The sequence below is a fragment of the Roseiflexus sp. RS-1 genome (assembly GCF_000016665.1).
In the GTDB taxonomy this organism is placed as follows: Bacteria; Chloroflexota; Chloroflexia; order Chloroflexales; family Roseiflexaceae; genus Roseiflexus.
The window spans coordinates 4,463,164-4,482,247 of record NC_009523.1; the positions used below are offsets into that span (position 1 = coordinate 4,463,164).

Here is a 19,084-nt window from a genome sequence, read left to right on the forward strand (position 1 = left end):
ATCGCCATAATTTCGGTCTACCCTCCGCACCCTCCTCCCCCCACGACCTTTCCCAACTTTGCGCTGTTTTCTTTGTTTATGGTTGACAAATAGTATTTATTAGACTATACTAACCAACGAGGTTAGCGTTCTACTCCTGCTCTGTTCTGGCATATCAACCGTTGTGCGTGTGCGCCGTGATTGCGCGCCTGGATTCGGGGGTTTGGTGTCCGCTCCTCTGATCGAAGCGTGTGCGCTCAGTTATTACGCCGGTGATCGCTGCCTGCTCGATGCCGTGTCACTGACGGTCAATGGTGGCGAAGTTGTGGCAATCGTCGGTCCGAACGGCGCCGGGAAGAGTACATTGATCAGTCTGCTTGCCGGTGATCTCCCTCCGACCGCCGGTCGTGTGCTGCTCGGAGGCATCCCGCTGGAACGGATGCGCGCCGGTGATCAGGCGCTACGGCGATCAGTTCTCCGTCAGCGAATTCATGTGGCGTTGCCCTTTACCACCTTCGAGGTGGTGCTCATGGGGCGCACACCGCACCTTCGCGGACGATCCGAGGGGCGAGAGGATGTCGTTATTGTTCAGAACGCCCTGAACCGTACCGGGATGGCGCCGTTTGCGGAACGGCTGTTTCCAACCCTCTCCGGGGGTGAACAGACCCGTGCCAGCCTTGCGCGCGTGCTGGCGCAGCAGGCGCCGCTTGTGTTGCTCGATGAACCGACCGCTGCGCTCGATCTGCGTCATCAGCATGCGGCGCTGCGCCTGGCGCGCGCAGTAGCTGCCAGCGGCGGCGCCGCCGTGATCGTCCTGCACGACCTCAACCTGGCAGCCGGGTATGCTGACCGGATCGGCATTCTGCACGAAGGGCGATTGGTTGCGATTGGCGCGCCATGGGATGTGCTGCGCCCGGAATTGTTGAGCGCTGTGTACGGTATTCCGATCGTCGTTCACCCGCACCCGCACACAGGCGCCCCGCTGTTGCTCACCCTTCCCGATGTTCCTTCGTCAGGACAAGGAGGCGTCTATGAAGTCCTGGAAGCCTGATCACCGTTCAGTCGCGGCTACTGGTCGTCTGCGTCAGACTCTTCTCCTGTTCAGCCTGGCAGTCGCAGTACTGCTCGCCGCGTGTGGGACAACGTCGTCCTCCGGCGGCGTGTCGTCTCCAACTGCACTCCCTGCGCCAACGTCGCCTTCCGCTGCGCCGGCGAGCCTGGCGAGCGGCGCGGAGATGGCGCCGGGCGAGGCGGAACCGCAACTTCCAGCCACAGTCGTCGATTATCAGGGAGAACAGGTTACGATCACGTCAATCGAACGCATCGTCAGCCTGAATGGTGATATAACCGAAATCATTTTTGCGCTTGGCATGGGGGAGTATGTGGTCGGCGTCGATAGCAGCGCGACCTATCCCCCTGAGCGCACGAAGATGCTGCCGAACATTGGTTATCAGCGTCGCCTGAGCGCCGAGGGCATCCTGTCGCTCAATCCAACGCTGGTTATTGGTGATGAAGCAGCTGGACCGCCTGAGACGCTTGCGCAGATCCGCGCTGCTGGCGTGCCGCTGGCAATCACTGCCGATCCGCCGTCGCTCGATGCGCCGCAACAGAAGATCCGTTTTGTCGCGCAGGCGCTGGGCATCCCACAACGCGGCGAACGCCTGGCAGCGCAGGTTGAAGCCGAAATCGCCGCTGCGCGCGATCTGGCGCGGCGGATTACCAACCCGCCCCACGTTTTGTTTCTCTACCTGCGCGGCACAGATGTCCAGCAGGTTGCCGGACGCAATACCGCCGTTGACGTGATGATCGCTGCTGCCGGCGGCATCAATGCTGCGGCTGATGCGGGTATCGTGGAGTTCAAGCCGTTGAGTCCCGAAGTCGTGATCGCGGCGCAACCAGACGTTCTGCTGGTTCTTGACAAGGGGCTGGAATCGGTCGGCGGCGTCGATGGTCTATTGAAGATACCAGGTCTCGCCGACACGCCTGCCGGCAGGCAGCGCCGGATTATCGCTCTCGACGATCTCTATCTGCTCGGCATGGGTCCTCGCACCGGTCAGGCGCTCACCGATCTGACCATTGCCTTCTACGATGCTGCTCAGGGGAGTCGTCCATGAGCGCCGCAATGACGATCACGTTGCAACGGATTGCCGGATGGCGGCGAACAGGACTGCTCCCTGCGCTGATCCTGGCGCTGGCGGTGGCTGTGGCGCTCGGCGCGGGCATCGGTCCGGTTGTTGTTCCGCCTGACGTTATGCTGGCTATCCTGTTGCGCAAAACCGGCATCCTGCTCGATGTGCCGGTCAGCATGCAGCAGGAAGCGATTTTCTGGACGATCCGCCTGCCGCGTGTGGCGCTGGGTGTTCTGGCAGGCGCTGCGCTGGCTGTCAGCGGTGCACTGCTTCAGGGTGTGTTTCGCAATCCGCTGGCTGATCCGGGTTTGATCGGGGTGAGCAGCGGCGCTGCGCTTGGCGCCGTGGCGGTCATTGTGCTCGGTATCTCGTCGCTCGGGTTGATGACGCTGCCGCTGGCGGCTTTCCTTACCGGAACCGCAACGACATTCTTTGTCTACCGCCTGGCGCAGCGTCACGGGCGTACCGACGTGGCAACTCTCCTGCTGGTTGGTCTGGCGCTCAACGCGATGGCTGGCGCTGCAACCGGATTGCTGACGTACCTGGCAGACGATGCGCAACTGCGATCAATCGTCTTCTGGACGATGGGCGGGTTGGGCGGCGCGCTCTGGGAAACGGTGCTCGTCGCTGCGCCCTGGATCGCCGTTTCCCTGGCGCTGGCGCCGCGATTGGGGCGGGCGCTCAACCTGTTTGCGCTTGGCGAAACGGAAGCGCGCCATCTGGGTATCGAGGTCGAGCAGGTCAAGCGGGCTGCCATTCTGCTATCCGCGCTTGCGACCGGGACTGCCGTGGCGCTTGTCGGTCCTATTGGCTTCATCGGTCTGATCGTACCGCACATTGTGCGCCTGATCGCCGGTCCTGACCATCGACTGCTTTTGCCCGCCTGTGCGCTTGGCGGCGCCAGCCTGCTGGTGCTGGCGGATCTCGTTGCACGCACTATGGCGGCGCCAGCCGAGGTTCCGGTGGGATTGATAACCGCATGTGCCGGTGGACCATTTTTTCTGGCACTGATCCTGCGTGCGAGGCGACAGTATGGATGGGGATGATATCCGGGAGCGTCCGATGAATTTTCGTATGGCGCCCTATCGTGTTCTGGCTCAAAATGGGCGGAACTGGTACATTCTGCTCCTGAGCGATGGACGGTTGCAGCTCGACTTTGGACCGTTTGCGATGGCGCTGCATCAGGATGCCTTCGGTTTGCTGCACGGTCTCGTTGAGGCTGCCACGCAGCATAGTTCGGCGACTGCCGGTTGTGTGGCGCATGCCGGCGCCGAACGCAGCATCTGGATCGACCCGCAGTACGGCGCGCTGCTCCTGGCGTTCGATAGTGTGGTTCTCCGTTTTATGCCCCAGGAACTGCTCATATTTGTGCAACTGTGTCGTGAAGCAAGTCAGAAGCTTTCTCTGACACCAATAACTTTGCCACTGGAAGGCAACTTGAATTAGTCATCACGGAAAGGAACGAGGCTTATGGCTCAGCGACTCGGCTCGATCAGCAGACTGCTCGTTGGGGTATGGCTGGCAGGCGTCACGATTGCGACGTTTGTCATCATCCCGCCCTACCAGGGGCTTGGCGACGCGGGGCGTATCGTGATCGTTCATGTTCCCACTGCCTGGGTTGCGGTTATTGCTTTCACCATATCGGCAGTCTACAGTGCACTCTATCTCCGTCGCCGACGACTGACCGATGATGCGAAGGCGACCGCTGCCGCTGAAGGCGGGTTGATCTTCACCCTGCTGGCAACGCTGACCGGCATGGTCTTCTCGCAGGTCGCCTGGGGAGTATTCTGGAACTGGGATCCGCGACAGGTGACGATCCTGGTGCTGTTGCTGATCTATGCGGCGCTCTTCGCGTTGCGCAGCGCCATCGACGACCCTGAGCGAAGGCGCCGGATGGCGGCAGTCTACAGTCTGTTTGCGTTCGTCACTATGCCGTTTCTGATGTTCGTCGCGCCGCGTATGGCGGAAAGCACACTGCATCCCAACTGCGCCTTCATCAAGGGGAGCGACTGTGAGGGGATTACGTTGAAGATCGGGCATGTCGGGTTGCTCGGTGATCAGAAGGTGCAGTTGCTGGGTTTGGAACAGCAGGGCGATACTGTTGTTGCGCAGGTCAAAGTCAGCACGCCTGGTCTGGAGAGCGAAGCGGTTCTGCTGCCCGGTTATGATCTGACCACGCGCAGTTACACCGACCGACCGACCTTCCCCGGTCAACGCTTCACGCTGGCGCTCGAAGCGGTTGATCTGGAGCGCGGGGAGGCGCGCATCAACATGGAAGCGCCCGGCAGCGGCCTGCTGGAGAACCAGCGCACGCTCTGGGTATTCCTGGCTGCCAATATCGGCTTCACCCTGCTCTTTATCTGGATGTTCCTGGTTCGTTCGCAGGTGTTGAGTCTCGAAGTGCAGATAGCGCAGCGAAAGGTGGCGCTGGCATGAGTGAGAGTACATCCGCAATCTACATTTCGATGGCAACCGTGCTGCTGGTGTGGGTGACTATCGCCGTCTATCTGATGCAGGTCAGTTCGCGGTTGCGTTCGTTGAAGCGCGATCTGAATGGAGGCTCACCGGGAAACAGACCTGCATCGGGAACAGCCGATGCAGCACCAGATGTTGCAACCGAACCTCCGTCCGTCACTGCCGACCAGTGGACCTGGATGGCATGGTATGCTGCGCTGTGGTATGGTTGCATTGACACCCTCAGGCTTTTGGACAGGTCGCGTCGCGCCCCAAAAGTGGTTGGGCGGCGGCGGAATATCGGCTATCAGGAGAAGTTCGTATGATCACAACTGCCAATCGTATCTTCGTCAACCCCGAATACGCTGATCTGTTCGAGGAGAACTTCCGCAATCGCGCCGGTCTGGTCGATAGAATGCCTGGTTTCGTCAGCAACCAGTTGCTGCGCCCGGTCAATCCCGGTGACCCATATATCGTTTTGACCGTCTGGGAGAGTCGGGCGCATTTTGAGAACTGGGTGCGTTCCGACGAGTTCCGCCTGGGGCATGCCCGTTCGAGCAGTCTCCCGCCGGAGACGTTCAGCGCTCCCAGTAAACTTGAGTTACACGAAATTATTCTCGACACCAGTCGTCCCGATCTGATACCCGAACCGCGGGGCAAGCCGTTTCGGGCGCACGGATAGACATCAGGCGAGGACGATGTGTGAGTGTGGCGCACAGGTGAGGAATGACACGTTTGCTTCGATGGTCGGGCAGTACGCTCTCGTGGCATCTGATCGTGAGTCTGGGGGCGCTGCTCGTCATGATGACGATGAGTCTTGCGCTTGGTTCGGTCGCGCTGACGCCAGCCCGCTTCCTTACCGCGCTCACGATGCCTGACGCCGATCCGGTTGCTGCGGCGATTGTGTTCAACGTTCGCCTGCCCAGGGTGCTGCTGGCATGCTGTGCGGGCGCACTCACGGCGATGGCGGCGCTGCTGCTTGCACCGCATGAGCAGGGAGCAGCGCCGGATCCGGGATGGAGCGGAATGATGCCGCTGGGTGCGCTCGGCGCTGTCATAGCGCTGACCGTCTCTACCGGAAGTCCGTGGTGGAGTGTGATGGGAGCGCTGGTCGGGTGCGGCGCAGGTGTCGCATTGTATGCTGCAACGCAGCGCTGGCGGCAGCGCCGGATCATTGGCTTCGTCGTGGCGCTGGTTGCACCGGTATGCGCATTTGGGTTGCTGATCGGCGAGGTGCGGATTGCCACATGGGTGCGCTGGTGTCTTGGCAGCCTGGAGCAGCGCGACTGGCAGGCCTGGAACACTGCCTGGCCCATTCTACTGACCGGCGTGTTGCTGGTGGTTGCGGCGGAGTATCGTCCATCAGCGCACCGCTGGCGCCGATACGTGAGTGCAACTGTGGCGACTGCGGCGGCAACCGTTGCTGCCGGTGCGCTCGGATGGATCGGGAGCACGGCGGCGCGCCGGGCGCAGGCTTCCGACGGATCGCCCGTCCGTCGCATCGTTCTGGCAGGATTGTGGGGTGCGCTGCTGGTCGTCGGGATCGACCTTGCTGCGCGCGGGGTGACGGCGCTGCTGCCATCCCCCGGTCTGATCGGAGAACTGCCGTTGGGTGCGCTGCTGATCGTGATCAGTGGGGCGGCATACGTGCATGATCGCGTGCGTTCCCGCAGCCATCGTGCCTGAAGCGTCCTGCGACCGGTGACATGCTATAATCAATCCACGCACACTATGATGTCGTTGTTTACATATTTGCCTGTGCCGGGGCCTGGAGGAGGAAAACGCAATGGCATTGGCTGATGCTGTCGATCGTGTGATGGCGCGGGTGTTGTTCGTAACGCCGCCGCCCCCAGCCGATGAAGAGGTAATGCCGGAAGAAGCGAAGGAAGGGCGCACGATCGGTCTGGCGCTCGTCATTTCCGGGGTGCGGTGCACCTTGCAGTATCTCATTCTGCCCGTCGTGCTGCCGCTTATCGGTCTCGCCAGCGGTTTCTCGCTGATCATTGCGATGGCGCTGGACCTGGTGGCGTTATGGTTGCTGATTTCGGGGTTGCGCTATCTGTGGCAGACACGCCACCCGCACCGCTTTGATATGTTGCCGCTTTCAGCGGCCATCCTGGCGATCATTGTCGGCTCTTTTCTCTACGATGTATGGCGTCTGGTCTCATAAGCATGATGCTGCGTATTCTAACGCTGATTGCCGGATGGATGGCGTTGGCGCGGTTGCACCTCGGCATCGCCAATGAAGACGGCGCCCACGATCCTTCCGCTCCCTTCGTCATCGCCGACCCGACGATAGCGCAGGCAATCTACGGGCGGCTCAGCCCGGCAGCGCCGGTCGCCTATTACACGTTCACCGTTCCCGATGCGATCGGCGTGCGCGTTATGCTGCTCATTCCATCGCGCGACTGTCAGTCCGGTTTCATGGCGCGTTTTGCGCTTGTCGGTCCGGGTCTGCCATCAGGTCGGCTGTTTCCAACAACGCATTTCACGCCGCTGACGATTGCCGGGCGCACCTATCGTCTGATCCAGAGTTATGTGCCGCCCCTGCCTTCCGCCGGAACATATTGGATTGAGGTGCACTGCGATGCAGGGAGCGGTGTGTATTGTCTGTGCATCGGCACGCGTGAAGGCGGGCATGCCGATGCCGCAATGCGCGCGCGGATCGAACGGATGCTTGAAGGGTAGTGCATGACATCGCGCATCGTGTATCTGACGGGCGCCGACCGGACTGACGGCGATGAAGTAGCCGGGATTGAACGCGCCTGTCTGGAGGTGATCGCCGGGTTGAGTGAACGGCGCGAGCCGGTGATGACCACGCATGTGATCAACCGGATGCGGAAGCAGTTCGCTCCACCGTCGCTCGTTCTCGCCCTGCGTCGCCTGGAACAGAAGCGTCTGATCACCTGCGATGACACCGGTATGATCGGTTTGACCGATGAGGGACACGTGGCCGGTATGCGCATCCTTCGCCGCCGTCGTCTTCTCGAACGCTTTCTCTTCGATACGCTCAAGGTTCCGTGGCACGAGGTGTACCGCGAGGCGAAACACCTCGAACCTCTCCTTTCAGCGGTGATGGAGGCGCGGATCGAGGCGCTGACTGCTGATGCGACCACCTGCCCTTACGGTAATCCGGTTCCGGGACGCAGCGACGTATCGCCTGACGAGTGTGTGCTCGTCACAGCGCCGATCAACGCCTGGTTCGTGGTAACGCGTATCGACGAAGAGGCAGGCGAAGACAGTTGCGCGCTTCAGTTTCTCTGGACGCGCGGACTGCGCCCCGGCGTCCCGCTCGTGCGTCGTCCCGACGCCTGCGATGGACTGGTGGTGCAGCGCGCCGACCGTCGGATCGTGCTGTCGCGGCGGATGGCGCACTTTCTGTGGGGACGCAGCAAACGCTCCGAGGGGTGACTCAGACGAGCACCGGCAGGCTTTTCAACCCGCGCAGCCAGGTAACCGGTTTCCATGCCGGCGTGTCGGTTGCCAGCCGGATCGCTGGCAGGCGCTCAAGGATGTGCGTAAACGCGACGCGCGCTTCGATGCGCGCCAGCGGAGCGCCAAGACAGTAGTGGATGCCCATCCCGAACCCCAGGTGCGGATTCGGCTGGCGGGTGATATCGAAACGATCCGGATCGGAAAAATGCGCCGGATCGCGGTTAGCCGCGCCGAACATCAGACTGATCTGCTGCCCGGCTTCGATCTGTTCTCCGCCGATGACGAAGGGTTCCGCTGCAAAACGGGGCGTCGAGCGCTGCACCGGGCTTTCGTAGCGCAGCATTTCCTCAATTGCTGATGTCAGATACTCTGATTGTCGGCGGAGCAGGTTCAGTTGATCGGGGTGGCGCAGCAGGGTAAGCAGACCGTTGCCGATCAGGTTGACGGTTGTTTCGTGCCCGGCGATCAGGAGCAGGACGCACATTCCCAGCAGTTCATCTTCGCTCAGGCTATCACCAGCGTCGTGCGCGGCGATCAGCGCACTGATCAGATCGTCGCGTGGGGAGTGCCGGCGCTGCCGGATCAGCGTCGTAAAATAATCGACCAGCGACGCCATCGCCTGGTGTGATTGACGGGCTGCTTCTTCACCGCCAAGCACCGAGTCGCTCCCCGCCATAATCTGATCCGACCATGTGCTGAACTGTTCGTGATCCTCGAATGGCACGCCGAGCAGTTCGGCGATAACGATGATCGGCAGCGGGCGTAATCGGCGATGAAATCTGCCTCGCCGCGTGCGCCGATGCGTTCGATCAGGTCCAGACTGATCTGCTCGATGCGCGGCATCAGATCGTGTACCCGACGTGGCGTGAACGCATGGCTTGCCAGTCGCCGCAGGCGCGTGTGATCGGGAGGGTCGCGTTGAAGCATTGCCCGGTCCAGCGGCGTCAATGTGTCCGGCGGCGCAATGCGGCTGGTGTCTTTGAATATCGGCGCTTCTCTGAGCACAAAAGCGATGTCGTCGTACCGCGCAATGCACCACATCCCGCCTGGTGCATTCGCGTGCGGCAACCAGAACACCGGCGTCTGCTCGATCAACTGCCGGTACACAGGATACGGATCGGCGAGAAACTCAGGGCTTGCCAGTCTGGCGACAATGGTGGGCGTCATATCGTCTGCTGCTTCAATGCCACAATGTGCATGCTGCATTATACGCCTGTCGGCGACGGTTCGCCAGAGGTGAGCGCTGCTGCCGGGTTTGACACTCCCTGCCAGTGTAGTATAATGCTGAAAGCACAGATTTTTTGCGGCAGAATATGGCATCTATCGCGCATACGCGCGACACGTGGACGAAGGAGACTTGTCATGCCACAGCTTGGAATGGGCGAACTGCTTATCATTTTGATCATTGTCCTGTTGCTGTTTGGCGCCTCGCGCATCACCGGCGTCGCCAGTGCATTGGGAGGCAGCATCAAGGCATTCCGCAAGGCGGTTCGCGACGATGACGTTCCCGCCAGCAAGAGCGAACCGGCTGAGTCGACCGATAAAAAAGTCGAAACGAACGTCTAAAGCGTCGTTGCTGTGATGGTGGCGCTGCGCGATAGATGCGGCCCGCGCGCAGACAGGCCGGCGCCAGCCGCAGTGTGATGATTTCGCTCTGTGGCTGGCGTCGTTGTGTTGGTACGATCTATGGCAGGCGATTTTTACGATTATGCGCGAATCTTCGTGCAGGCTGGCGATGGCGGTGATGGCGCTGCAACCTTTCGCCGTGAAAAGTATGTGCCGCGCGGCGGTCCGGATGGCGGTGACGGCGGGCGGGGCGGGCACATCTATCTGGTCGCCGATCCAGGTCTCAATACGCTTTTGCCGTTCCGTGAACGCACGCGCTTCGTGGCGGAACGCGGCGGCAATGGTGGACGATCACGCAAACACGGGCGCAACGGGCGCGATGTTTTCATCCGTGTGCCGGTCGGTACGGTAGCGCGCACGATCATCGATGGCGAGACGTACACCGTCGATCTTGATGCTCCCGGTCTCCAGTTGCTCGCTGCACGCGGCGGGCGCGGCGGTCTGGGGAATGTTCACTTTGCCACATCGAGTTATCAGGTGCCGCGCATCGCCGAACTTGGCGAACCGGGTGAGCGCCGCGAGATTGAACTGGAACTCAAACTCCTGGCGGATGTCGGGTTGGTGGGGTTTCCGAATGCGGGCAAATCGACGCTCTTGTCGGTGATCAGCGCGGCGCGCCCCAAAATTGCGCCATACCCGTTCACAACCTTGCAGCCGAACCTGGGGGTTGTCGAGGTTGGAGACTACTCATTCGTGGTTGCCGACATTCCGGGTCTGATCGAAGGCGCGCATCGCGGCGTCGGGTTAGGGTTCAGTTTTCTCCGCCACATTGAGCGCACGCGCCTGCTCATCCACATTATCGATGCGGCCGGCGTCGATGGGCGTGATCCGGTCGGCGACTTCCACGCGATTAATGAAGAACTGCGCCTCTATCAGCCCGAACTGGCGCAGCGCCCACAAATCGTCGCCCTGAACAAGGCTGACCTGCCGGAAGCGCAGGCGAACCTGAGCCGTCTGCGCCATGCTCTTCCGCTGCCCGACCATGACGTATTCGTCATTTCAGCGGCAACGCGCGAAGGTGTGGACGCTCTGTTGCAGCGCGTCGCCGGGCGCCTGAAAGAAATGCCAGCGCCCCACCGCGTACCGCGCGATGAGACCCTGACCTGGCCCGTGCCCGACGTCGATGAGCGCCAGTACACGATTGAGCGCACCTCCGATGGCTGGCGTGTGCGGGGGCGCAAGATCGAGCGCCTGATTTCGATGACCAACTTTGCCCAACCGGATGCGATCATGCGCATTCAGCGCGTGCTCGAAGCCAGTGGCATCAGCGCTGCGTTGCAGGAAGCCGGCATTCAGAATGGAGATACGGTGTATATCGAAAAAGCAGCGTTCGAGTGGGAAGATGGCGAAATAACCTACCTGATGCCGGGCGTCAGATGACCCGGAGTGTCACGAAGCGCCAATTGTGATCGGATGAACCGCGTCGTTCACAAGGAGCCGACGGTGAACAAATCAACAGAAGCGACGACAACTCCATCCGTCGCTCACCCTCCGCTCCCGATCCGTCGTCGCCGGATCGCGCCTTCAGGCGTGCTGATGGCAATAGTCGATACCTGCCTTATCTTGCTTGGGTTTGCTCTTGCGTACTGGATGCGCTATGTCATCGACTGGCCCCCGCCATTCGACCAGCTGGTGCGCGAAGTTCAGGCGCAAAACTTTGTGCCGCTCAGCGCATTCGCTCCCTTCGCCATCCTCCTGACCGCGTTGCTGATCGTTCAGTTCGCCATGCGGGGGCTGTACCGCATGCCGCGTACCGCCGGAGTGCTCGACCATGCCAGCATCATCGTCGGATCGACGACGACCGGCATTGCGATTCTGATTGTAGTTGTCTTTCTCTATAAGCCATCGGAGTTCTACTCGCGCCTGATCTTTGCTTTTGCGCTGGTGTCGATCAGCACACTGCTGGTCGGCGGGCGCGCAGTGCTGATCGGTCTGCGCCGCTGGCGCTGGGTACGCGGCATCGACCGTGAACGGGTGCTGGTCGTCGGCAACACCGGTCTGGGGCGTGAGGTGATGGAAAGCCTGGTGGCGCAACCCGATCTGGGGTATGCGCTCGTGGGCTTTCTCGATGATCGTGAGACACCGCTCAACCGTCGCACGGTTCACTTTCGGCGCCTTGGTCCGATCAGCGATCTTGACGTATGTCTGCGCGGTGGCGATATCGATCTGGTAATCCTGGCGCTCCCGTTCTGGGAACATCATCGCCTGCCGGAACTGGTCGACATATGTCGCTATGCGGGCGTCGAGTTCCGGGTTGTGCCCGATCTGTACCAGTTGAGTTTTGACCGGATCGATATCGGCAACCTGAGCGGCATTCCGTTGATCGGCTTGAAAGAAGTCTCGCTGCGTGGCTGGAACCTGGTCGTCAAACGGACGATGGACCTGGCGCTGACATTGCTGGCGTTGCCCATCGTGTTCCCGCTGGGCGTGATGCTGGCGATCATTGTGCGGCTCGACTCGCCAGGACCGGCGATTTTCCGGCAGCGCCGGATCGGGCGTGATGGGCGCCCCTTCATCTGTTACAAGTTCCGCACGATGGTGGTCGATGCAGAGGAACGGAAGGCTGAACTGGCTGCCCTGAACGAAGCCGATGGTCCGCTCTTCAAAATCCGCAACGACCCGCGGATGACCCGCGTCGGGCGGTTTTTGCGGCGTTATAGTCTGGACGAACTGCCGCAACTGTGGAACATCCTGCGCGGCGATATGAGTTGGGTTGGTCCACGTCCGGCAACTCCGGAGGAAGTTGCACAGTACGAAGACTGGCACTATCGCCGCCTGACGGTTGTGCCTGGATTGACCGGTCTGTCGCAGGTGTTGGGGCGCAGCGATATTTCATTCGACGAAACGGTGCGCCTCGATATTTTCTACACCGAAAACTGGACCCCCGGCATGGATCTGCGTATTCTGCTGCAAACGATCCCCGTGGTTATCTCCGGGCGCGGGGCATATTGAGATCAGCGGCGGGAAGGTTGAAGGTCAGGCGTTGCAGGCGCATATATAACGGCTTGTTCACGGTCAACACCGACCGGATCACGGAAGTTTCACCAGATGGCAGTACCATGCCAGAGATGAATAATGAAGAGGTTGTATGCCCATGCGTATCCTGATCACCGGCGGTGCAGGTTTTCTCGGATCACATCTGTGCGACCGGTTCCTTGCTGAAGGTCACACTGTCGTTGCAATGGACAACCTGATAACCGGCAGCACCGACAACATCGCCCATCTCGCCGGTCATCCGCGCTTCAGTTTCATCAAGCATGACGTGACGAACTATATTTTCGTCGAAGGTCCGCTCGACGCCATCTTGCACTTTGCATCGCCAGCATCGCCGGTCGATTATCTGGAATTGCCCATTCAGACGTTGAAGGTCGGCGCGCTGGGAACGCACAAGGCGTTGGGTCTGGCGAAGGATAAAAAGGCGCGCTTCCTCCTGGCGTCCACATCGGAGGTGTACGGTGACCCGCAGATTCATCCGCAGCCCGAAAGTTACTACGGGCATGTCAATCCCATCGGTCCGCGCGGCGTCTACGACGAAGCCAAACGGTTCGCCGAAGCGATGACGATGGCATACCATCGCTACCACGGCGTCGAGACGCGCATTGTGCGTATCTTCAACACGTATGGTCCGCGTATGCGACTCCGCGACGGGCGGGTGGTGCCGAATTTTATCCAGCAGGCGCTGCGCGGCGAACCGCTGACGATTTATGGCGATGGTTCACAAACCCGCTCGTTTCAGTATGTCGATGATCTGGTTGAAGGGGTCTATCGCCTGCTCTTCTCCGATGAGGTCGAACCGGTCAATATCGGGAATCCCGGCGAGTTCACGATCAAGGCGTTTGCCGAACTGGTCAACACACTCACCGGCAACACAGCCGGTGTGGTGTACAAAGATCTGCGCACCCAGGATGATCCGCAGGTGCGCCAACCGGATATCTCCAAGGCGCGCAGGATTCTCGGTTGGGAGCCGCAGATCAGCCTCGAAGAAGGATTGCGCCGCACTATTCCCTGGTTTCGGGAAGAGTTGCGCAAACGTGGGGAAATACCCTGAAACGATGCGTGCGATGGTCACATCGATGATCACCGGGTGATGCTTTGACGGGTGACGTACTGATTTTGTTCAGGAAGGTTCGCGTTCCACCGCGAACTGCCGTTCTCTGGCTCGTTGCCGCAGCGCTGGGGATAGCGCTGGCGCTCGTTCCTTTCGATGATCTTGCGCTGGTGGCAGGAACGGGACTGGTCGTCGTTCTGGCGCTGGTGCATCCCGTTCTGGCTGTTGGCATGGCGGTGCTGTCGGTGCCGGTGCAGGACCTGGTGGCGCTGCCGGGTGGTCTTTCGGTCACCCAGGCAGCGGTGCTGCTGATGATCGGAAGTGGGCTGGTTCACACACTGGCGCAGGCTGAGCAGGGAGCGTTGCCGTTTGGGATGGTGGCAGCATGGGGAGCGCTATTCTGTGCTCTGCTGCTGTCCGCCGGAGCAACGCCGTATTCGCGCACAGAAGCCCTGCGCGAGACGCTGCGCTGGGTGGTTGCGGCGAGTGTCTGGATGGTGGCGGCAAGTACGATAACACGACGCTGGCACATCATCTACCTGCTGGTCTGCCTGGTTACGGCGCCTGCCGTATGCGCCGGTATTGGACTGGTTCAGTTTGTCACAGGCGATGGTCCGCCGACCTTTCGTATCGCGCCTGATCTGCCGTATGTGCGTGCATATGGCACAATCGGGCAACCGAACTCGTTTGCGGGATACCTGAACATGGCGTGGCCCCTGGCGCTTGCGCTGGCGGTTGCTGGTGTTGCACACGCCTGGCGGATGCGCGCGTTGCAGCGTCTGACTGCCGCCGGGGTCTGGTTGCCGACGGTTGCGTTATGGGGGGCGAGTGGTGTCGTGCTGGCGGCGCTGATTGCATCGTTCTCGCGCGGCGCCTGGATCGGTGCGGCAATCGGAGCGCTGGCGATGGCGTTGAGCCTGGGAAGGCGCGCGGTACCGGCGGTCTTGGGGTTGATAACGGCGGGCGTGGCGGCAGTGGCGACGGGCGCTCTTCCCGAAGCATTGACCGCGCGTCTGGTCAGCATCTGGCAGAGCCTGGCATGGTTCGACGCTGCAACTGTCGCCGTTACCCCGGCGAACTTCGCCGTCGTCGAGCGCATGGCGCATCTTCAGGCGGGTTGGGAAATGGTGCGCGCTGCGCCGCTGCTGGGTGTGGGACCGGGCAATTACGCCGTTGCCTATCCGTCGTTTGCAGTTGGTGCATGGTATGCCGGGCGTGGGCATGCCCACAACTACTACCTGCACATGGCGGCGGAAGCCGGGATGATCGGTCTGCTGGCGTATCTGTTACTCATCGGCGTGGTGGTGCAGCAGACAGTCTGCGCGCTTCGACGCGTAACCGATCCTGTTTTGCGTAGCACAGCGGTAGGTGGATGTGGTATCATCGCAGCAGTCGCAGGGCATAACCTGTTTGAGAATCTGCACGTGCTCAATTTTGGCATTCAACTGGCGGTGATGTGGGCGATCATGGGCGCGATTGCGCAACGTCCAGCACGCTTTCAACCATCGATATGCGATACCTCATTACAGGCGGCGCCGGCTTCATCGGCAGCCATCTGAGCGATGCGCTGCTGGCGCGTGGCGATCAGGTGGTGTGCATCGACAACTTTAACGACTATTACGATCCGGCGCGAAAGCGGCGCAATATCGCCCGCGCGCTGACGAACCCCGGCTATACGCTGGTCGAAGCGGATTTCCGCGATGCAGACGCGATGGATCGTATCTTTGCGCACTACCGACCGCAACGTGTGGCGCATATTGGCGCGATGGCGGGTCCGCGCCCCTCGATGCAGAATCCTGCGCTCTACGAAGATGTCAATGTGCGTGGGACGCTGATCGTGCTGGAGACGGCAGCGCGCTATCAGGTTGATGGTCTGGTGCTGGCATCGACATCCTCGGTCTACGGTCTATCGCCGACGCCATGGTCGGAAGAGTCGCCGACCGACCGCCCGTTGTCGTTCTATGCCGCCACCAAGAAGGCGGCGGAAGTGCTGGCATACACAGCGCACCGGCGCCACGGCATTCCGATCCGCATCGTGCGGTTCTTCACCGTCTACGGTCCGCGCGGGCGCCCGGATATGACGCCGCACCTGTTTGTCGATGCGATGGTTGCCGGGAAGGCGATCACCCTCTTCAACGGCGGCATCGGGGTCTATCGCGATTGGACCTACATTGCCGACATTGTGGCAGGGGTCATTGCAGCGCTCGATATGGACGCTGCATTCGAGATATTCAATCTGGGGCATTCGAGTCCGGTGCAGTTGATCGATTTCGTGCGCACCCTGGAAGAGGTCACCGGATTGCGCGCCGGGATTGTTGCACAACCACTGCCGGCGGCAGATCCGCCGGTGACGTTTGCACGGATCGACAAAGCGACGCAGATGCTCGGTTTTCAGCCACGCACGTCGCTTGAGGAAGGGCTGGCGCGGTTTTGGGAGTGGTACCGGGGTGAATATGGCGTATGAGCGCCCGGAATATATGAGCATCTCACGAGATCCGCGAGAGGATGGTTCACCGATGATCAACGAACGAATCGGCGATGCAGGCGCCGAGCATCCTGCTGTGTTGCCGGAAACGCCGGAGATTCAGGAAGTCGAGCGCCAGGGGTTCTCTCTGGCGAAGGCGTTGCGCAGCCCGCGCACGCTGATTTCATTTGCGCTTGCGATTGCCATTGTTGTCTTTGCGGTGCGCGGCTTTGACATCGATGTGCAACAGACCTGGCAGTACATCCGCGGCGCGAATGGATGGCTGCTCCTGGCTGGCTTCGGTATCTTTTATCTGACGTTTCCACTTCGCGCGCTGCGCTGGCGCATGTTGCTGGAAAATGCACATGTGCCGGTGAATGAGGGACGGAAGAGTTGGGCGTCACTGCCGGCGCTGATGGAATATATCTACCTCTCGTGGTTTGCCAACTGCGTGGTGCCTGCCAAACTTGGCGACGCCTACCGCGGCTATCTGCTCAAGCAGAATGGACGGGTGTCCTTCTCTGCGACATTCGGCACCATTTTCGCCGAGCGTCTGCTGGATATGCTGGGTCTGTTCGGCTTGCTGGTGCTGTCGGCGTGGTTCACGTTCGGCGCACAGATGCCGGAAAGCACGCGCATTGTCTTCGGGTTCGGCGCGCTGCTCGTGGTGGCGATCGTCAGCGGTCTGGCTGGCATGCGCTGGTTGAGTCCGGTCATCCGGCGATTCATTCCCAAACGCCTGATCGGGGTCTACGGCAACTTTGAGCATGCCGCGCTGCGCTCATTCCGTCCGGGCATTCTGCCGCGGTTGATTGTGCTGACCTCCGCTGTCTGGCTGCTGGAAGGGATGCGACTCTATTTCGTGATTCAGGCGCTCAGCCACGAGGGGCTGGCGTTGCCGTTGTCGGCGATCATCTTCGTCGCGCTGGCATCGTCGCTGTTGACCGCCATTCCATTTACTCCGGCTGGTCTGGGCGTGGTCGAAACGGTGATCACCGGCGTGCTGACGTTCTTCAAGGTTGGGACGAGTCTGGGCGGTGCGGTGACCATCCTCGACCGGGTCATCAATTTCTGGAGTATTGTGGTGATCGGGTTTGTCCTGTACGTGGTCAGCAAGCGTCGGTAACAGCGAGCCAGTAGTTCATGCATGTCGGTATCGATTTTACGGCTGGCGTCTGGCAGGGGGCCGGCATTGGGCGGTACACACGCGAACTGATCGGCGCCGTTCTTGCTCAGAGTCCTGATCTTCGCTTCACGCTGTTCTACGCCGCTGGCTTTCCAGGCGCTGATTCTCCGCCCTATCTGCCTGAGGTGCATCGCCTCTGCGCCTCACATCCGCATACCCGCGCCGTCCCGATCCCGCTGCCGCCGCGTCGCCTGACGCAGATCTGGCATCGGTTGCGCATTCCGCTGCCGATCGAATGGCTGACCGGTCCGCTCGATATTCTGCACGCGCCTGATTTCGTGCCGCCGCCAACCCGCGCTCGCACCCTCGTCACCATCCACGATCTCTCGTACATGGTGCATCCCGAGTGCGCAGTTCCGGGAGTCGCCGCTTATCTGCGCGATGCCGTGCCGCGCGCCTTGAAGCAAGCCAGTATCATTATTGCCGATTCGGAGTCGACCAGGCGCGATCTGCATCGACTGTTGAACATCGCCCTCGACCGTGTGACGGTGGTCTATCCAGGGGTCGATGCGCGTTTCCGCCCGTTGCCGCCGGACGTATGCGAACCGGTGCGGTGTCGGTTGAACCTGCCACGCCGTTTCATTCTGTTTGTAGGCACCATCGAACCGCGGAAGAACCTCGTGCGGTTGCTGGAAGCGTTTGCCCGCATCGACCCGACGACGGGCGGGGAGGACCTCTTCCTGGTACTCGCCGGTCGCCGTGGATGGATGTATCAACCGGTGTTCGCGGCCATTGACCGGTTGAATTTACATGATCGTGTCCAACTGCTCGATTTTGTGGCGGATTCTGACCTGCCGGTAGTGTATAATCTTGCACAGGTATTCGTGTATCCCTCACTGTACGAGGGGTTCGGCTTACCACCGCTCGAAGCGCTGGCGTGCGGTACGCCGGTGGTGACATCTGACAATTCGAGTCTCCCGGAGGTGGTGGGCAATGCCGCTCTCCTGGCGCGCGCCGATGATGTGGAGGCGCTTTCGGAGGGGATGATCCGCCTGTTGAAAGACGTGGCGCTGCGGGATCGGTTGCGTCAGGCGGGTCTGGAACAGGTGCGACGGTTTCGTTGGGAAGCGTCTGCCCGACAGATTATCGAACACTATCATACGTTGTCAACGGGAGCATCGCATGAGGCAACAACCGGAGCTCTCCGGCGAAGCGCTCGACTCCGACGAGATGGAGAGCCGTAGTCTCACACTTGCCAGATTGTTGTCGCAGATCTTCAATCCGGTCTTCGTCACGATTGCCGCCTACGTTCTGGTCGGTTTTCATATCCTGCACGAGTCTGGTCTGGCATGGGCTGGCGGTATTATCGCTGTCCAGACGGTACCATCATTGCTGTACTACCTGGTGCGTTTGCGCCAGGGCGGGTTCAGCGATGCCGATGTGTCGGTGCGACACGAGCGCAACGAATTGTACCTTTTCGGCATCGTATCCGTGCTGCTGACGATCGGGCTGCTGTTGACGTTTGGCGCGCCGCGTCCTTTTCTGGCGCTGACGGTTGGCATGCTTGGCATCGGCGTCATCTGCGGTCTGATCAATCTGACGTGGAAGATCAGTATGCACGGGGCGGCAATCGGCGCACTCGCCACCCTGGCGCTCATGTACTCGAACATTTTGGGAATCGTGTGCTGGGTGTGCGCCGCGGCTGTCGCCTGGGCGCGGGTGCGCACCCGCAACCACACGCCGGGTCAGGTTATCGCCGGTCTGGCAGTTGCCGCACTGGTGATCGCTCTCGCGTTCCTGACGCTGGGGTGAGTTATCTCGCA

At 60.9% G+C, this 19,084-nt stretch carries 22 protein-coding genes; 20 read left to right on the plus strand and 2 right to left on the minus strand.

What is annotated here, in order from left to right; translation table 11 throughout:
* Nucleotides 1-205: 205 nt before the first annotated feature.
* From ROSERS_RS18375 to ROSERS_RS18425, 11 genes are all read left to right on the plus strand, one after another.
* Nucleotides 206-1,030 carry a heme ABC transporter ATP-binding protein gene (locus ROSERS_RS18375; protein WP_011958263.1) on the plus strand — a complete coding sequence of 275 codons (825 nt, stop codon included), beginning with the start codon at nt 206-208 and terminating at the stop codon, nt 1,028-1,030.
* Entirely contained in the window at nt 1,011-2,093 is a 1,083-nt protein-coding gene (locus tag ROSERS_RS18380) for a heme/hemin ABC transporter substrate-binding protein (protein WP_011958264.1), read from the plus strand. The genes ROSERS_RS18375 and ROSERS_RS18380 overlap by 20 nt, the downstream gene beginning before the upstream one ends.
* A complete protein-coding gene (locus tag ROSERS_RS18385; protein ID WP_011958265.1) occupies nt 2,090-3,154 on the plus strand; it encodes a FecCD family ABC transporter permease in 1,065 nt (354 codons plus the stop codon). The genes ROSERS_RS18380 and ROSERS_RS18385 overlap by 4 nt, the downstream gene beginning before the upstream one ends.
* A gap of 28 nt (nt 3,155-3,182) precedes the next feature.
* The gene (locus tag ROSERS_RS18390; protein WP_232282664.1) at nt 3,183-3,554 is read left to right on the plus strand and encodes a hypothetical protein; all 372 of its coding nucleotides are present in this window, start codon (nt 3,183-3,185) and stop codon (nt 3,552-3,554) included.
* Nucleotides 3,555-3,578: 24 nt separating this feature from the next.
* Nucleotides 3,579-4,544, plus strand: a complete 966-nt coding sequence (locus tag ROSERS_RS18395) for a cytochrome c biogenesis protein (protein ID WP_011958267.1) — start codon at nt 3,579-3,581, stop codon at nt 4,542-4,544.
* On the plus strand, nt 4,541-4,888 hold the full coding sequence (locus ROSERS_RS18400) for a hypothetical protein (protein WP_011958268.1): 348 nt from the start codon (nt 4,541-4,543) through the stop codon (nt 4,886-4,888). The genes ROSERS_RS18395 and ROSERS_RS18400 overlap by 4 nt, the downstream gene beginning before the upstream one ends.
* A complete protein-coding gene (locus ROSERS_RS18405) occupies nt 4,885-5,244 on the plus strand; it encodes an antibiotic biosynthesis monooxygenase family protein (RefSeq protein ID WP_011958269.1) in 360 nt (119 codons plus the stop codon). Before ROSERS_RS18400 ends, ROSERS_RS18405 begins: the two co-directional genes overlap by 4 nt.
* 44 nt (nt 5,245-5,288) lie before the next feature.
* On the plus strand, nt 5,289-6,248 hold the full coding sequence (locus ROSERS_RS18410; RefSeq protein WP_011958270.1) for an iron chelate uptake ABC transporter family permease subunit: 960 nt from the start codon (nt 5,289-5,291) through the stop codon (nt 6,246-6,248).
* A 100-nt stretch (nt 6,249-6,348) separates the two neighbouring features.
* Nucleotides 6,349-6,732 (plus strand): hypothetical protein, encoded by a 384-nt coding sequence (locus ROSERS_RS18415; protein ID WP_011958271.1) that lies wholly within the window; start codon nt 6,349-6,351, stop codon nt 6,730-6,732.
* A 2-nt stretch (nt 6,733-6,734) separates the two neighbouring features.
* Entirely contained in the window at nt 6,735-7,250 is a 516-nt protein-coding gene (locus ROSERS_RS18420) for a hypothetical protein (protein ID WP_157041149.1), read from the plus strand.
* 3 nt (nt 7,251-7,253) lie between these two features.
* Complete coding sequence (locus tag ROSERS_RS18425) at nt 7,254-7,973, plus strand: metal-dependent transcriptional regulator (RefSeq protein ID WP_011958273.1); 720 nt, start codon at nt 7,254-7,256, stop codon at nt 7,971-7,973.
* A gap of 1 nt (nt 7,974) precedes the next feature.
* On the opposite strand, the gene ROSERS_RS24380 is transcribed toward ROSERS_RS18425, so the two are convergent.
* A complete protein-coding gene (locus ROSERS_RS24380) occupies nt 7,975-8,673 on the minus strand; it encodes a cytochrome P450 (RefSeq protein ID WP_083763322.1) in 699 nt (232 codons plus the stop codon).
* The gene (locus tag ROSERS_RS26965; RefSeq protein WP_232282665.1) at nt 8,580-9,164 is read right to left on the minus strand and encodes a cytochrome P450; all 585 of its coding nucleotides are present in this window, start codon (nt 9,162-9,164) and stop codon (nt 8,580-8,582) included. The genes ROSERS_RS24380 and ROSERS_RS26965 overlap by 94 nt, the downstream gene beginning before the upstream one ends.
* 195 nt (nt 9,165-9,359) lie before the next feature.
* Between ROSERS_RS26965 and tatA the strand changes: the two genes are divergently transcribed.
* The 9 genes from tatA (at nt 9,360) to ROSERS_RS18475 (ending at nt 19,073) form a co-directional block, all read left to right on the plus strand.
* On the plus strand, nt 9,360-9,563 hold the full coding sequence (tatA, locus tag ROSERS_RS18435; RefSeq protein WP_011958274.1) for a twin-arginine translocase TatA/TatE family subunit: 204 nt from the start codon (nt 9,360-9,362) through the stop codon (nt 9,561-9,563).
* Between the two features lie 120 nt (nt 9,564-9,683).
* A complete protein-coding gene (obgE, locus tag ROSERS_RS18440; protein ID WP_011958275.1) occupies nt 9,684-11,003 on the plus strand; it encodes a GTPase ObgE in 1,320 nt (439 codons plus the stop codon).
* Between the two features lie 63 nt (nt 11,004-11,066).
* Complete coding sequence (locus tag ROSERS_RS18445) at nt 11,067-12,575, plus strand: sugar transferase (RefSeq protein ID WP_232282666.1); 1,509 nt, start codon at nt 11,067-11,069, stop codon at nt 12,573-12,575.
* Nucleotides 12,576-12,717: 142 nt separating this feature from the next.
* Nucleotides 12,718-13,671 carry a UDP-glucuronic acid decarboxylase family protein gene (locus ROSERS_RS18450; RefSeq protein ID WP_011958277.1) on the plus strand — a complete coding sequence of 318 codons (954 nt, stop codon included), beginning with the start codon at nt 12,718-12,720 and terminating at the stop codon, nt 13,669-13,671.
* 65 nt (nt 13,672-13,736) lie between these two features.
* Nucleotides 13,737-15,230, plus strand: a complete 1,494-nt coding sequence (locus ROSERS_RS18455; RefSeq protein WP_232282668.1) for an O-antigen ligase family protein — start codon at nt 13,737-13,739, stop codon at nt 15,228-15,230.
* Complete coding sequence (locus ROSERS_RS18460; protein WP_011958279.1) at nt 15,182-16,135, plus strand: NAD-dependent epimerase/dehydratase family protein; 954 nt, start codon at nt 15,182-15,184, stop codon at nt 16,133-16,135. Before ROSERS_RS18455 ends, ROSERS_RS18460 begins: the two co-directional genes overlap by 49 nt.
* 52 nt (nt 16,136-16,187) lie before the next feature.
* Complete coding sequence (locus ROSERS_RS18465) at nt 16,188-17,261, plus strand: lysylphosphatidylglycerol synthase transmembrane domain-containing protein (protein ID WP_041334086.1); 1,074 nt, start codon at nt 16,188-16,190, stop codon at nt 17,259-17,261.
* A gap of 17 nt (nt 17,262-17,278) precedes the next feature.
* The gene (locus tag ROSERS_RS18470; RefSeq protein ID WP_011958281.1) at nt 17,279-18,505 is read left to right on the plus strand and encodes a glycosyltransferase family 4 protein; all 1,227 of its coding nucleotides are present in this window, start codon (nt 17,279-17,281) and stop codon (nt 18,503-18,505) included.
* The gene (locus ROSERS_RS18475; protein WP_041334089.1) at nt 18,444-19,073 is read left to right on the plus strand and encodes a phosphatase PAP2 family protein; all 630 of its coding nucleotides are present in this window, start codon (nt 18,444-18,446) and stop codon (nt 19,071-19,073) included. The genes ROSERS_RS18470 and ROSERS_RS18475 overlap by 62 nt, the downstream gene beginning before the upstream one ends.
* The last annotated feature ends 11 nt before the right edge of the window (nt 19,074-19,084 follow it).

What these genes read in the sequence shown, in the direction of transcription:
- ROSERS_RS18380 (WP_011958264.1), top strand. Translation starts at nt 1,011, where the DNA reads ATGAAGTCCTGGAAGCCTGATCACCGTTCAGTCGCGGCTACTGGTCGT.
- ROSERS_RS18385 (WP_011958265.1), top strand. Translation starts at nt 2,090, where the DNA reads ATGAGCGCCGCAATGACGATCACGTTGCAACGGATTGCCGGATGGCGG.
- ROSERS_RS18390 (WP_232282664.1), top strand. Translation starts at nt 3,183, where the DNA reads ATGGCGCCCTATCGTGTTCTGGCTCAAAATGGGCGGAACTGGTACATT.
- ROSERS_RS18395 (WP_011958267.1), top strand. Translation starts at nt 3,579, where the DNA reads ATGGCTCAGCGACTCGGCTCGATCAGCAGACTGCTCGTTGGGGTATGG.
- ROSERS_RS18400 (WP_011958268.1), top strand. Translation starts at nt 4,541, where the DNA reads ATGAGTGAGAGTACATCCGCAATCTACATTTCGATGGCAACCGTGCTG.
- ROSERS_RS18405 (WP_011958269.1), top strand. Translation starts at nt 4,885, where the DNA reads ATGATCACAACTGCCAATCGTATCTTCGTCAACCCCGAATACGCTGAT.
- ROSERS_RS18410 (WP_011958270.1), top strand. Translation starts at nt 5,289, where the DNA reads ATGACACGTTTGCTTCGATGGTCGGGCAGTACGCTCTCGTGGCATCTG.
- ROSERS_RS18415 (WP_011958271.1), top strand. Translation starts at nt 6,349, where the DNA reads ATGGCATTGGCTGATGCTGTCGATCGTGTGATGGCGCGGGTGTTGTTC.
- ROSERS_RS18420 (WP_157041149.1), top strand. Translation starts at nt 6,735, where the DNA reads ATGATGCTGCGTATTCTAACGCTGATTGCCGGATGGATGGCGTTGGCG.
- ROSERS_RS18425 (WP_011958273.1), top strand. Translation starts at nt 7,254, where the DNA reads ATGACATCGCGCATCGTGTATCTGACGGGCGCCGACCGGACTGACGGC.
- ROSERS_RS24380 (WP_083763322.1), bottom strand. Translation starts at nt 8,673, where the DNA reads ATGGCGGGGAGCGACTCGGTGCTTGGCGGTGAAGAAGCAGCCCGTCAA.
- ROSERS_RS26965 (WP_232282665.1), bottom strand. Translation starts at nt 9,164, where the DNA reads ATGACGCCCACCATTGTCGCCAGACTGGCAAGCCCTGAGTTTCTCGCC.
- tatA (WP_011958274.1), top strand. Translation starts at nt 9,360, where the DNA reads ATGCCACAGCTTGGAATGGGCGAACTGCTTATCATTTTGATCATTGTC.
- obgE (WP_011958275.1), top strand. Translation starts at nt 9,684, where the DNA reads ATGGCAGGCGATTTTTACGATTATGCGCGAATCTTCGTGCAGGCTGGC.
- ROSERS_RS18450 (WP_011958277.1), top strand. Translation starts at nt 12,718, where the DNA reads ATGCGTATCCTGATCACCGGCGGTGCAGGTTTTCTCGGATCACATCTG.
- ROSERS_RS18460 (WP_011958279.1), top strand. Translation starts at nt 15,182, where the DNA reads ATGCGATACCTCATTACAGGCGGCGCCGGCTTCATCGGCAGCCATCTG.
- ROSERS_RS18465 (WP_041334086.1), top strand. Translation starts at nt 16,188, where the DNA reads ATGATCAACGAACGAATCGGCGATGCAGGCGCCGAGCATCCTGCTGTG.
- ROSERS_RS18470 (WP_011958281.1), top strand. Translation starts at nt 17,279, where the DNA reads ATGCATGTCGGTATCGATTTTACGGCTGGCGTCTGGCAGGGGGCCGGC.
- ROSERS_RS18475 (WP_041334089.1), top strand. Translation starts at nt 18,444, where the DNA reads ATGAGGCAACAACCGGAGCTCTCCGGCGAAGCGCTCGACTCCGACGAG.